The organism is Qipengyuania marincola (genome assembly GCF_029688625.1).
Lineage (GTDB): Bacteria > Pseudomonadota > Alphaproteobacteria > Sphingomonadales > Sphingomonadaceae > Qipengyuania.
The window spans coordinates 792,096-804,487 of sequence record NZ_JARULC010000001.1 but is presented as its reverse complement, the minus strand read 5'-3'; the positions used below and the strand labels follow the sequence as shown (position 1 = coordinate 804,487).

Annotated in this window: 14 protein-coding genes and 1 tRNA gene; 4 read left to right on the top strand and 11 right to left on the bottom strand. The window is 64.4% G+C overall.

Annotated features, from left to right (window positions below):
• Positions 1-24 precede the first annotated feature (24 nt).
• The 5 genes from P8Q88_RS04020 to P8Q88_RS04000 form a co-directional block, all read right to left on the bottom strand.
• Positions 25-2,322 (bottom strand): S9 family peptidase, encoded by a 2,298-nt coding sequence (locus tag P8Q88_RS04020; protein WP_278322529.1) that lies wholly within the window; start codon positions 2,320-2,322, stop codon positions 25-27.
• Positions 2,323-2,619: 297 nt separating this feature from the next.
• Entirely contained in the window at positions 2,620-2,988 is a 369-nt protein-coding gene (gene rplS, locus P8Q88_RS04015; protein WP_278322528.1) for a 50S ribosomal protein L19, read from the bottom strand.
• 12 nt (positions 2,989-3,000) lie between these two features.
• On the bottom strand, positions 3,001-3,726 hold the full coding sequence (gene trmD, locus P8Q88_RS04010; protein ID WP_278322767.1) for a tRNA (guanosine(37)-N1)-methyltransferase TrmD: 726 nt from the start codon (positions 3,724-3,726) through the stop codon (positions 3,001-3,003).
• A 49-nt stretch (positions 3,727-3,775) separates the two neighbouring features.
• Positions 3,776-4,066 carry a hypothetical protein gene (locus P8Q88_RS04005; protein WP_278322527.1) on the bottom strand — a complete coding sequence of 97 codons (291 nt, stop codon included), beginning with the start codon at positions 4,064-4,066 and terminating at the stop codon, positions 3,776-3,778.
• Positions 4,059-5,051, bottom strand: coding sequence for a carbon-nitrogen hydrolase family protein (locus P8Q88_RS04000; protein ID WP_278322526.1), 993 nt, complete (start codon positions 5,049-5,051; stop codon positions 4,059-4,061). Before P8Q88_RS04000 ends, P8Q88_RS04005 begins: the two co-directional genes overlap by 8 nt.
• 54 nt (positions 5,052-5,105) lie before the next feature.
• On the opposite strand from P8Q88_RS04000, the gene P8Q88_RS03995 reads away from it, so the two are divergent.
• Positions 5,106-6,020, top strand: a complete 915-nt coding sequence (locus tag P8Q88_RS03995; protein ID WP_278322525.1) for an NAD(P)/FAD-dependent oxidoreductase — start codon at positions 5,106-5,108, stop codon at positions 6,018-6,020.
• Here P8Q88_RS03995 and rimM read toward each other — a convergent pair.
• From rimM to P8Q88_RS03970, 5 genes are all read right to left on the bottom strand, one after another.
• A complete protein-coding gene (gene rimM / locus P8Q88_RS03990; RefSeq protein WP_278322524.1) occupies positions 6,017-6,502 on the bottom strand; it encodes a ribosome maturation factor RimM in 486 nt (161 codons plus the stop codon). The genes P8Q88_RS03995 and rimM overlap by 4 nt on opposite strands.
• A 9-nt stretch (positions 6,503-6,511) precedes the next feature.
• Complete coding sequence (gene rpsP / locus P8Q88_RS03985) at positions 6,512-7,018, bottom strand: 30S ribosomal protein S16 (RefSeq protein WP_278322523.1); 507 nt, start codon at positions 7,016-7,018, stop codon at positions 6,512-6,514.
• A 34-nt stretch (positions 7,019-7,052) separates the two neighbouring features.
• Entirely contained in the window at positions 7,053-8,558 is a 1,506-nt protein-coding gene (ffh, locus tag P8Q88_RS03980; RefSeq protein WP_278322522.1) for a signal recognition particle protein, read from the bottom strand.
• 323 nt (positions 8,559-8,881) lie between these two features.
• A tRNA-Ala gene (locus tag P8Q88_RS03975) sits at positions 8,882-8,957 on the bottom strand.
• A 90-nt stretch (positions 8,958-9,047) separates the two neighbouring features.
• Positions 9,048-9,392 carry a TIGR02300 family protein gene (locus P8Q88_RS03970; RefSeq protein ID WP_278322521.1) on the bottom strand — a complete coding sequence of 115 codons (345 nt, stop codon included), beginning with the start codon at positions 9,390-9,392 and terminating at the stop codon, positions 9,048-9,050.
• A gap of 160 nt (positions 9,393-9,552) precedes the next feature.
• Here P8Q88_RS03970 and aroA point away from each other — a divergent pair, with 160 nt between their 5' ends.
• From aroA to P8Q88_RS03955, 3 genes are read left to right on the top strand one after another with little or no spacing between them, the layout of a single operon-like run.
• Entirely contained in the window at positions 9,553-10,860 is a 1,308-nt protein-coding gene (gene aroA, locus P8Q88_RS03965; RefSeq protein ID WP_278322520.1) for a 3-phosphoshikimate 1-carboxyvinyltransferase, read from the top strand.
• Positions 10,857-11,126, top strand: coding sequence for a CBU_0592 family membrane protein (locus P8Q88_RS03960; RefSeq protein ID WP_278322519.1), 270 nt, complete (start codon positions 10,857-10,859; stop codon positions 11,124-11,126). The genes aroA and P8Q88_RS03960 overlap by 4 nt, the downstream gene beginning before the upstream one ends.
• Positions 11,123-11,752 (top strand): (d)CMP kinase, encoded by a 630-nt coding sequence (locus P8Q88_RS03955; protein ID WP_278322518.1) that lies wholly within the window; start codon positions 11,123-11,125, stop codon positions 11,750-11,752. The genes P8Q88_RS03960 and P8Q88_RS03955 overlap by 4 nt, the downstream gene beginning before the upstream one ends.
• 11 nt (positions 11,753-11,763) lie before the next feature.
• Here P8Q88_RS03955 and P8Q88_RS03950 read toward each other — a convergent pair whose 3' ends face one another.
• Positions 11,764-12,351: a hypothetical protein gene (locus P8Q88_RS03950; RefSeq protein WP_278322517.1), complete on the bottom strand. Its 588-nt coding sequence runs from the start codon at positions 12,349-12,351 to the stop codon at positions 11,764-11,766.
• Positions 12,352-12,392 lie beyond the last annotated feature (41 nt).

The window sequence follows — 12,392 nt, the reverse complement described above, 5'->3', positions numbered from 1 at the left end:
CATTCGATTGCGCGGGGTAAACCGCTATTCTGGCGGCGTCACGCCGTGATGCTCGAGAAAGCGGAATACGGTGTTGTAGCGATGCGGGCTGATCTGCTCGCCCGAGACGCGATGGGTGTAGCCCGGATAAAGCATCATCTGAAACGGCACATTGGCTTCCTGCATCTTCGAGATGATCTCGGTCGCATTCTCAAAGACCACATTGTCGTCGGCCATGCCGTGGATAATCAGCAGCGGATCGCTGATTGCGGTCGCATTCGGGATCGCACTGGCCGCCTCATACGCGGCGCCATCGGCTTGCGGTGTGCCCATGTAGCGTTCGGTGTAGTGCGTGTCGTACAGCTCCCACCTGGTCACCGGAGCGCCGCTGATGCCCGCGGCGTAGAGGCCGGGATCGGCCTGGAGCTGCTTCAGTGTCATGTACCCGCCATAGGACCAGCCATCGATCGCGATCTTGTCCGGATCGACGAAATCGAGCGTCTTGAGATACTCCGCCCCGGCTTTCTGGTCACGCACCTCCACGCCGCCCATCGCGCGATAAATCGGCTGTTCGAAAGCGACGCCCCGATTGGCAGAGCCGCGGTTGTCGAGCGCGAACCATATGTAGCCCTTGTCGACGATCGCCTGCCGCAGCGCGCCATTCCAGCCGCGATTGACGATCTGCGGTCCTGGCCCACCATAGTGGTAGAAATAGACCGGATAGCGCTTGCCCGGCTCTATTTCGGGCGTGACCATTTCCCAATAAAGCGGCGTGCCGTCCTCGGCGGCAATAGTGCCGTATTGCGTCGGGCGATGGCTGGCGAGGAAAGGCGCATAGGGATGCTCCGCGTCCAGCGCATTTTCCTCGACCCATGCCAGCCGCTCGCCCGTTTGGTCCGCAAGATAGATCTGTGGCGGCGTGTCGTCGCTAGACCGCGTGACCAGCAGCGTCTGACCGCGCGAGTCCATCGTGGCGGAATGGGTGAAGCCGTCCTCGGTCAGCCGCTCGGGCGTTCCGATGATGTCATCCCCGTAGCCGAGCGCATAGACATGCTGTTCGAGCGGGTCGGCTTCACTGGTTGCCGTAAAGAACAGGCGCTGGGCCGACTGGTCGACTCCGACCAGCTTGGTCACCACGAACTGGCCGCGGGTCAATTGCCGCGAGCTTGCCCAGCTATCGCCGGAATAGAGGTAAAGGTGTCCGTAACCGTCCCGTTCGGACCACCAGAGCAGGTCGCCATTGTCGAGAACCTTGTAGTTGTCCGACAGATTGATCCAGTAATCGTCAGCCGCAGCCTTCTCCGCGAAGACCGGAGCCACGGCGCCCGTGGCAGGATCGACCCGCAGAAGGTCCATATGGGTCTGTTCGCGGTTTTGTCGCTGGACGTAGAGCGCGCTGCCGTTCGGGGCCCAATCGACTCTGGCCAGATAAAAATCGGTCGGATCGCCATCGGTGTAGACGTCCGGATGCTGGAAATCGGAGAGGTTCACCCTGACGCGGTTTCCGCCATCGGGGTCCATGACGAACAGTTCGACATCGGCATTCTCGCTGCCTGCTACGGGATAGCGCTGGTCGAATACCTGTGTGCCGGTCGCACCGATCGCGGCGCGGGTGACGATGCCGACCATGCTTTCGTCGAAGCGCTGCACCGCAATGCGGCTGTCGTCGGGGCTCCACCAATATCCGGTGAGCCGCCCCATTTCCTCCTGCGCGACGAATTCCGCCTCGCCCCAGCGGATCGCCTCCCCCTCTTTCGGCGTGATCGGTGCGGCCTCCTCGCCGACTTCACCGACCCACAGCTGGCGGTCGCGCACGAAGCTGACATAGGCGCCGGTGCCGCTGAGCGAGGGGTTGAGTTCGCTTTCCTCCGTATCGGTGAGCTGGACCACCTCGCCGCCGATGCGCGCCAGGTAGAGATCGCCATCGAGGGGGACGAGCACGCCCTCGCCATCCCTGGTCCACTGGTAGCTGATGATACCCTTGAGATTGCCGACGCGGGCGCGCTCGCGCTGCATTTTCTCGTCTTCCGAAAGCTCGCGCCCGGTGCCGAGCGCTTCGCTGTCCACCAGCATCGACCATTCGCCGGTTTCGCGATCATAGCCCCACAGATCGTAGCGTTCGCGGTCGTCCTCGCGGTTGCGCAGCAGGGTGAGGTAGCGGCCGTCGGGCGATAGCTTCGCCTGGCGCGGCGCGGGGCCATCGAGCGAAGGCGAAGCGAAAACGCGTTTGAAGGTGAGCTCCACGGGCGCGGTCTCCTCTGACGATGGGGCAGTCTGGGCGGCAAGCGGCGCGGCAAGGCAGGTGCCCAGCGCCAGCGCGGCGGCATAGGTAATGGGGCGCAATCGATCTCTCCCGGCAGTCCGGCGCCGGTGATGGCGAGCGCGGCAGATCGGCGCAAGCCCCATGCGCCTGCAAACCATGCCTAATTTCGCCTTAAGCGCGCTTCCTTAAATCCCGTTAAGGCGTGGCAGCGCAGACAGGCATGGACGTCGCGGGGCCGAATTTCCGGCTCACTGGCTCCGCGGCGGCAACATCGAAGGGAGGCCAGGTCCGGTCTCCTCTTACGATCCCCACGCAAAAGGGCGGCCCCCGTCTCCGGGAGCCGCCCTTTATTTGTTTCGCTGTTCGCGGTGAGGCGCTTACGCCTTCGGCGCGTTCTCGCGACGCTCGGCGATACGCGCGCGCTTACCGGTGCGGCCACGCAGATAGTAGAGCTTCGCGCGACGCACGATGCCGCGACGCACCACGGTGATGCTGTCGACGATCGGGCTGTAAAGCGGGAACACGCGTTCCACGCCTTCGCCGAAGCTCATCTTGCGGACGGTGAAGTTGCTGCCCATGCCACGGTTGGAGCGGGCAATGACGACGCCTTCGAAATTCTGGACACGCTCGCGGGTGCCTTCGACGACCTTCACGCCGACGCGGACGGTATCGCCTGCGCGGAATTCGGGAATGTCCTTGCCGAGGTTTTCGATCGCTTCGGCTTCGAGCTGCTGGATCAGGTTCATGGCCTGTATTTCCTACTTCTTTAGCCGCGCGCCAGAGGCAGGTCGGTCCCGAGCGTCACTGTAACGCTCCCAAAGGTCCGGCCTGCGTAACCGTGTATCGTCCTCGCTCCTGGCCTTGCGCCATGCAGCGATTTTCGCATGATCCCCCGATCGCAGCACTTCAGGGATCGTGCGCCCTTCCCATTCTTGAGGTCGGGTATATTGCGGGTATTCCAGGAGACCGTCCTCGAACGATTCCTCATGCCCGCTTGTGGGCGCGCCCATTACTCCGGGAAGCAGGCGAATGCAAGCGTCGAGAATCGCCAGCGCGGCGGGCTCTCCGCCCGAAAGGACGATATCGGCGAGGCTGACTTGCTCTATCTGCGGATAATGATCGAACAGGCGCTCGTCGAAGCCCTCGAAACGGCCGCAGATGATGGCGACGCCGGAGCCCGCCGCGATCTCGCGAATGCGCTTCTGCGTGATCGGCTTCCCGCGCGGGGTCATGGCGAGGATCGGGCGATCAAAGCCGACATTCTCGATCGCCGGTCCTAGCACGTCTGCCTTGAGCACCATCCCCGCTCCGCCACCTGCCGGGGTATCGTCCACAGTACGGTGTTTGTCAGTCGCAAAATCGCGGATCTGGACGGTCTCGCACGACCAGTTCCCCCGCTCCAGTGCCCTGCCCGCAAGCGACACCCCCAGCGGCCCGGGGAACATCTCGGGATAGAGAGTGAGGATAGTGGCGGCGAAGGTCATCGGGCGCGCCATGCGGGACGCCTCGCGCCTTGGCAAGCATCGGCGCAGTTCAGCGCGCTAGAAGGGAGCGTTCCGCAGAGTTCAGGCGACCAGTCGCGGCAAGCGAGGCGGCAATTCCGGCTGCGACAAGCACGCCCGAAAACATCAGGTCGCCACCATCGAGCACCACGACGTCGTCGCGCACGATGATCCCGGCGTAAACGCCGCCGAGCGGCGCTACACCCGAAAAAAGGTGACGCCACTTGCGTTTGATACCGGGCGAGAGTTTCGCGATCCCGAAGCTGAGCGCGGCGGCTCCGGCGGCATAAGCAGCGGTGATTACAAAGGGATCGTCAATCATTCGTCCAGTCCACTCCCGGTTTGGCGCCTCTGTCGATGCGCAGCTCGAACACATCAGGCCGTGAGTAGTGACCGTCCGTATCAAGCGACGACAAGCCTTCTTCGACCTCGGACAAATCAAGCTCTGCGAACAGCGTCTCCTCGCCCTCGCCCGCCTGCGCGATGATCCGCGCATCGGGTGCGATGATCATTGAGCCACCGCGGTTGAGCGCCTCGCCCTCGATTGCCTCGAGTAACTCCTTCGCCGCAGCATCGATTACTTGTCCGCTACCGCCTCCGGCTGCTTGAGCGAGGGCAACCCGCTCCAGCCCGTCGAACAGATCGTTCTTCGCCTGCACCAGCCCTGCTGCCAGCACGAAGCAGCGGCCCTCCATCGCATAGTGCCGCGAGGCGAGTGCGTATTCTTCGCGCACTGTGGGCCAGCAGGCGACGTGCACACTCTCACCGAGGTTGTGCATCGCCGCGCGGGCGAGCGGCATCCAGTGCTCCCAGCAGATCAGGCTGCCGACGCTGCCCCACTCCGCCTGATGCACGCCGAGCGTCGAGCCGTCGCCGCGCATCCAGACCAGCCGCTCGCCATGTGTCGGCACCAGCTTGCGGTGGTCGAGCACCGGCAGGCCGGGCCGGAAGGTCATCTGGTTGTTGTAGAGGCTGCGCCGCACCCGCTCATGCGCGCCGATGCTGATCACCGCGCCGGTCGCATCGCACAGTTCCTGCAAGGGCAGCAGCCGCTCGTCGTTCTGCACGATGGCCTGTTCGAGCAGGATGCGGTGCAGCGCCTTGGTGCCCGGGTGATCCCACAAGGCCGCACCGGGCGCTTCGTCTAGCCACAGCGGATAGCCGCCGAGGAAGGTCTCGCCGAAGGCGACCAGCTGTGCGCCGCCCTCCACCGCTTCGCGCGCCAACTGCACCGCCTGCTCGATGCCATCCGGGATGGCCAGCGGGATCGGTGCGGCCTGGACGATAGCGACTTTCAGCGGGGTCATGACAGCCTGCTAGCGCCACGGGCACCGCATTGCCATCCCGCGCGTTGCGCCTGCATGGATGTGGACGACTGCATAATCGTGGGCGCTGGCCCGGCCGGGCTGACTGCCGCGATCTACCTCGCGCGCTATCATCTTTCGATCCGCATGTTCGATTGCGGCACCAGCCGCGCGAGTTGGATCCCGACGAGCCACAATCACGCCGGCTTTCCCGACGGCATCCACGGCGAGGATTTGCTCGACCGGATGCGCGAGCAGGCGGCGAAATACGGCGCGCTGCGCGAACCGAAGCGCGTCACCGACCTGGCGAAGCAAGGCGATCTGTTCATCGTCACCTGCGATGATGAGACGTATCGCGCTCGAACCGTCCTGCTTGCTACGGGCGTCGTCAACAACCGACCGGACGGGATGGACGACCAATTGCACGATGAAGCACTCTCGCGCGGTCTCATCCGCTATTGCCCGGTCTGCGACGGATACGAGGTCACGGACAAGCGCGTCGGCGTCATCGGCACCGGCGATCATGGCACGGCAGAGGCGCTGTTCCTGCGCGGCTACACAGCCGACCTGACGCTGATCTCGCCGAACGGCGATCACGATCTCTCGGACGAATGCTCGGCTGCGCTGGACGAAGCAGGCATCGCGCGTCGGGTGGGCCCGTGCGGTGCGTTCGCCATCACCGGCGACAGGTTGTCAGTCGAAACCGCCGAGGGATCGATGGAGTTTGACTCCGTCTATCCGGCACTCGGTTCGGTCGTGCGCTCTGGCCTGGCACAAGCGTGCGGAGCACAAGTGAGCGACGGCGACTGCATCATCGTCGATGATCACATGGAAACGAGCGTGCCGGGGCTGTTTGCCGCGGGCGATGTCGTGCTCGGCCTCGACCAGATCAGCCACGCGATGGGTCAGGCCGGCGTCGCCGCAACGACGATCCGCAACCATCTCGCCGAGCAACGCCCCCTTCGGCGCTAATCGACAAAGTCGGCGTTGACCGTCAGCGTTTCGCCGTCCCAGCCCGGTACGGCTTGCTCGGTCAGCGGAACCATAAATGTCTTTCCGTCGGGCTTTTCGATCTCGACGATATCGCTCGCGCCGAAATTCTCGACCGCGCAGACCCGACCAAGGGGCTCGCCCTTGTCGCTGACAACCGCAAGATCGAGCAGGTCCGAATGGTAGAATTCGCCTGCCTCCAGCGGCGGCAGGTCATCGCGGGATACGCAAAGGGCAGTGCCGCGCAGCTGCTCCGCCGCGGTCCGATCCGTGACTTCGGCAAAGCGTGCGATGGCACCGCCCTTGTTGTCGCTGCGTATTTTCGCGAGGGTCAACGCACCCCCATTGAAGCTCTTGTGCGGTTTCAGGCCTTCCAGCCCCTCGCCGAACAGCTTCAGGCGGACCTCGCCCGTCACGCCGTGCGCGCCAGTGACGGCGGCGAGAGTGACGGGCTTGTCCTGCATCGAAGAGGCTTACTCGGCCTTCTCTTCCGCTTCGTCTGCGGTTTCCGCGGCTTCGGCAGCAGCGCCTTCTTCTGCGGGTGCTTCTTCGGTCGCGGCTTCTTCGGCCGGAGCTTCTTCAGCGGGAGCCTCAGCAGCGGCCTTGGCTTCTTCTTCAGCAGCCTTCTTCGCTTCTTCGGCTTCGGCGACCTTCGCGGCCTTTTCCTCGGCGCGTTCCTTGGCGGCTTCGCCCGGCTCGCCCTTCTTCGGATTGTTCTTCGGCGCGCGCTCGAGGATGCCGGCGGCATCGAGGAAGCGGTGCACGCGGTCCGACGGCTTGGCGCCGACGCTCAGCCAGTGGCGAGCGCGGTCCTCGTTGAGCTTCACGCGCTCTTCGGAATCCTTCGGCAGCATCGGGTTGTAGGTGCCGATCTGCTCGAGATACTTGCCGTCACGCGCAGCACGCGAGTCGGCAACGACGATGCGGTAGTAGGGGCGCTTTTTCGCGCCGCCACGGGAAAGACGGATTGCTACTGACATTTGGTATTACCTTTCGAATGTAAACGTCTGAAATCTATTTCTTGTTCAACAGGTCGCGCAGTTCCGGCGGGAGTGTCGAGGGATCGACGCCGGGTTCCTTGCCACTGCCGGTGCCGGGGCCGCCAAGGCCGGGCATGCCGCCCATCCCCGCGCCGCCGGGCGCACCGCCCATGCCGGGCATTCCCCCGCCCCCGAACAGCGCGCCGAGACCCTTGAGGCCGCCCATCTTCTTGATCTGCTTCATCGCGCGGGACATCTCCTGGTGCATTTTCAGCACCTTGTTGACCTCCTGCACCTGAGTGCCCGAACCCGCCGCCACGCGCTTCTTGCGCTTGGCGTTCAAGAGCGCGGGGTTCTTGCGCTCCTTGGGCGTCATCGAGCCGATGATCGCATCCATGTGGAGCAAGACGCGGTCGTCCATGCCGCTCGCCGCCATCGCAGCCTTGGCTTTCTTCATGCCAGGCATCATGCCCGCAAGCATGCCGAGGCCGCCCATTTGCTGCATCTGCTTCAATTGCATGCGCAGGTCTTCGAGGTCGAACTGACCCTTCGCCATCTTCTTGGCGAGCGCCTCGGCCTCATCCTGCTTGATCGTGGCCGCGGCCCTTTCGACCAGCGACACGACGTCGCCCATGCCGAGGATACGGCCGGCGACGCGCTTGGGATCGAAGGCCTCGATCGCGTCCAGCTTCTCGCCCGTCCCGGCAAACTTGATCGGCTTGCCTGTGACATAGCGCATGGAGAGCGCCGCACCGCCGCGCGCATCACCGTCCATGCGGGTGAGCACCACGCCGGTCAGCGGCACTTCGCCGGTGAAGCTCTGCGCGACATTGACTGCGTCCTGACCGGTCAGGCTGTCGACCACCAGCAGCACTTCGGTCGGCGCGCTGACCTGCGAGATGGCCTTCATTTCGGCCATCAGCGCTTCGTCGACATGCAGGCGACCCGCGGTGTCGAGCAACAGAACGTCGGCGCTTTGCAGTTTCGCGCTGTCCATCGCGCGGCGGGCGATATCGACCGGCTGCTGGCCTTCGACGATCGGCAGGGTCGCGACATCGACCTGTTCGCCCAGCACCTTGAGCTGTTCCTGCGCGGCCGGGCGATTGACGTCGAGCGACGCCATCAGCGCCTTCTTCCCGTGCTTCTCGCGGATCAGCTTGCCGAGCTTGGCCGTGGTGGTGGTTTTGCCCGAGCCCTGCAGGCCGACCATCATGATGACGACCGGGGGCTTGGCGTTGAAATTGAGTTCGCGGTCCTTGGGATCGGCGTCCTCGCCGCCGCCGAGCATCGCGGTAAGTTCGTCGTCGACGATCTTGACGACCTGCTGGCCGGGCGTGACCGACTTCAGCACGTCCGACCCGATCGCCTTCTCGGTCACGGCATCGATGAAGCGGCGCACGACCGGCAGCGCGACGTCGGCTTCGAGCAGAGCAATGCGGATCTCGCGCATCGCCTCGCGCACATCGCCTTCGCTCAGCGCGCCGCGCCCCTTCAGGCGGTCGAAAACATTGCCGAGGCGGTCGGACAGACTGTCGAACATGCCTACTTCTCCTTCCAGTAACTTGCGCTACCGGATTAAACGCAAAAATCGCCGGCGGACGAGAACTCGTCGGCCAGCGTGGGGAATTCCCCGATGAAACCCAAACTGTTTGCCCGGGTGTGGTGGAAGCAAGCCGCAGCCGTCGCCACGACCTGCTACCATCAAACCCCGACTGCGGTTTCGCCGGATTTCGGCTTGTGCTGGAAGCGAAAATGGTGGGACCGGAGAACCGGAGCGCAGCGACCTTCAGGTCGTGAGCACCGGAAGCGGACGGACCCGCCATTTGCAGCCCAGCACGGGCCGAAAGACGGTGGAACCGGAAATGGTGGAGCCTAGCGGGATCGAACCGCTGACCTCTACAATGCCATTGTAGCGCTCTCCCAGCTGAGCTAAGGCCCCGAGCCATTTCTAACGGCGCACCCTGGGAGGCACGCCAGCCTTGCGGAGGCAGCCCTTTATGAGGCCGCCACCCGCAAAGCAAGGGAAAAATCAGCTTTCGTCGGCGTCGTCGTCGTCGCCCTTGGACTTGGTTTCGACGCCAAGGTCGTCATCGCCGCCGAGATCGACTTCGTTGTCGGGCGAATCGCCGTCTTCGTCGATGTCGATATCCAGATCGTCATCGTCGTCGCCGCTCAGATCGCTATCTGCCTCGGCATCCTTTTTCTTCTTCGCCTCTTCCTCGGCGAGAATCGGCTGCTTCGACTTGAGCACCGGCTCGGGCGTCCATTCCTCGCCGCACTCGATGCAGGTGACGGGATCGTCCTTGTTCAGATCGTAGAAGCGGGTGCCGCAATTCGGGCAGGTCCGCTTGGTGCCCCATTCAGGTTTGACCATGTGTAATCCTTGGATTGGCCGCGCCCGCCAATCGCAGGCGGGAGCGCGTGAATTCGTAATCGTATTGATGGGATCCCGCGGCGCAGGAATCAACAGCGCGCGCGCCTTGCCAGAACACATATGCGCTGTCAAAGCGCCGCTTTCCTATGGATACGCATTCGTGACCGCTCGCCGCTTCGTGCCTTCCGGACCCCTGACCGGACGTATCCGCGTGCCGGGCGACAAATCGATCAGCCATCGCGCTCTGATGTTCGGCGCGTTGGCGGTCGGTCGCAGCCGCATCTCCGGCCTCCTCGAGGGAGAGGATGTGCTTGCCACCGCTGCCGCTCTGCGCGCAATGGGCGCGGTGATCGAGCGTAACGGCGAGGATTGGGTGGTGGACGGCGCCGGGGTCGGGACACTGCTCCAGCCCGAGCAGGCGCTGGAAATGGGCAATTCCGGCACCTCGACGCGCCTCTTGATGGGGCTGGTCGCAAGCCATGGCATCACCGCCGCTTTCATTGGCGACGCCAGCCTATCCAAGCGCCCGATGGAGCGCGTGATCGACCCGCTTTCGCTGATGGGCGCGACATGCACCCCCTCCCCCGGAGGCACGCTGCCACTGGTCATGGAGGGCATGCAGCCCGCCGTCCCCATCACCTATCGCCTTCCTGTGGCGAGCGCGCAGGTGAAGAGCGCCGTGCTGCTTGCCGGCCTCAATACGCCTGGTACGACCACCGTTGTCGAGCCGGTCCCGACGCGCGACCACACCGAGCGCATGCTGCGCGGCTTCGGTGTCGATGTGCAGGTCGAAGAAACCGATGGCGAGAAGCGCATATCGGTGACCGGCCCGGTCGATATGACGCCCTGCGACATCGTGGTGCCGGGCGACCCGTCATCCGCCGCGTTCTTCGCAGTCGCGGCCAGCGTGGTGCCGGGCAGCGATCTGGTGATCGAGAATGTCGGCCTCAATCCGACCCGCAACGGTATCTTCCGCGTGCTGGAGCAGATGGGCGCAAGCATCGACTATCTCGACGAACGCGAGATCGGGGGCGAGCCCGTCGCGGACCTGCGAGTGCGCCATGCGGAATTGAAGGGCGTCGAGGTCGATCCCGCCATCGCCCCCAGCATGATCGACGAGTTTCCCGTGCTCTTCGTTGCCGCCGCGATGGCAGAGGGCACCACTGTCACCTCGGGCCTGGAGGAATTGCGCGTGAAGGAAAGCGACCGGCTGTCCGCCATGGCGGCCGCGCTCGATGTAGCAGGCGCAAGGGTCGAAGAGCGGGGCGATGGCCTGGTAATCCGCGGTAGCGGTGGCAAACCCATCACCGGCGGCGGGGTCGTGACGACCCATCTCGACCACCGCATCGCGATGAGCATGGCGGTGGCTGGTCTTGCCAGCAAGCAGGGTGTCGAGCTCGATAGCACCGAGCCGATCGCCACCAGCTTCCCGAACTTCATCGATCTTCTGCAGGAGGCCGCACGATGATCGGACTCGACTGGGCCAGCATGGTCGGCTTCCTCGGCACCGCCTGCATTATCGGTGCCTATGCCTACCTAACGCTAAAGGATGCGCCCAACCCTTTCGTCCTGCATGGGACCAACCTGCTGGGCGCGGCGCTCCTCACCATATCGCTGCTGGTGCACACCAATTGGCCGAGCCTCGTGCTAGAGGGCTTCTGGGCGGCCATCGCCATCTTCGGCATAGCCAAGGCCATTCGCACGGGCCGCAAGGGGCAGGAGCGCGAAGCATGATCATCGCCGTCGACGGCCCGACCGCTTCGGGCAAGGGCACAATAGCCAAGGCGCTTGCCGCGCATTTCGGCCTGCCGCATCTCGACACCGGCCTGCTCTATCGCGCGGTCGGACGGCAGGTGTTTCTCGACGGCGGCGATCCCGACGACGGCGGCGATGCGCTGGCCGCCACCAGCTTTCCCGACAGCCTGCTGGATGATCCGCACCTGCGGACCGAGGAGACCGGTGGCCTTGCAAGCCGCGTTTCGGTCCATCCGGCCGTCCGCCAGGCGCTTTACGAACGCCAGCGGACCTTCGCCATGCAGGATGGCGGTGCTGTGCTCGACGGGCGCGATATCGGCACGGTCATTGCGCCCGAGGCAGAGGTAAAGCTGTTCGTCACCGCCAGCGTCGAAGCGCGCGGGAAGCGACGTTTCAGCGAGATGCGCGAGCGCGGGCTCGATGTGCGCCTGACCGATATCGAGGCCGATCTCGCCCGGCGCGACGCGCGCGACATGAACCGCTCCGACGCACCGCTGAAGCCGGCGGCGGATGCACTAATCTTCGATACGACCAGCTTCGATCGCAAGGAGGCGATCGAGGCCGCCATTGAAGCGGTGGAGGAACACGCGCGCCGCGCTTCCTAGGCGCGTTCCGATCAGTTGGTGCCCCAACCGTCGTCCTCGAGCTGGTCTTCGGAGGTGGTCCAGCCGCCCTGCTCATCCTGGTAGGTGCGCTCCACTTCCTCCATATTGGCGGCCATGGCCTCGCCCTGCATCTGCGGCATGTGCTTGGTGGCAAGTGCTCCGCCTGCCGCGCGCATCTTGCGCACATCCATCTCGCCGCCGGTCATCGTCGCATGGACGAATTCGCGCACTTCGATTTCGGCCAGCTCCCTGTAAACCGCCTTGCCGCCACCCATGACCGATTCCGAACAATCGGGGGTTATCATCGTGCTGGTTTCGCCTACGCTTTGAGCGACTGCAGCGCAGCTATAGGTGATCGGGTCGCTATGCCCCGAATTGATGACGACGCGCAGCCGGTCCCCTTGCCAGCCAGCGCCGCGCACGGTGCGCATGGTCTCGCCATCGCCGCTCTCGTTATACCGCTGGACCGAACTGCCGAGCCGCGCCTTCGCGTCGGCCATGGGCACATCATAGGTTCCGTCGGCCCCACCCCCACAGGCGACGACCAGGAAGCACGCAGCAGACACGCTGCCCGTCCGCAACAGAGAAACGCTCGTCATTTCAATCCCCCAAGAACAATCCTTTTTTCCGTGCACCAGAG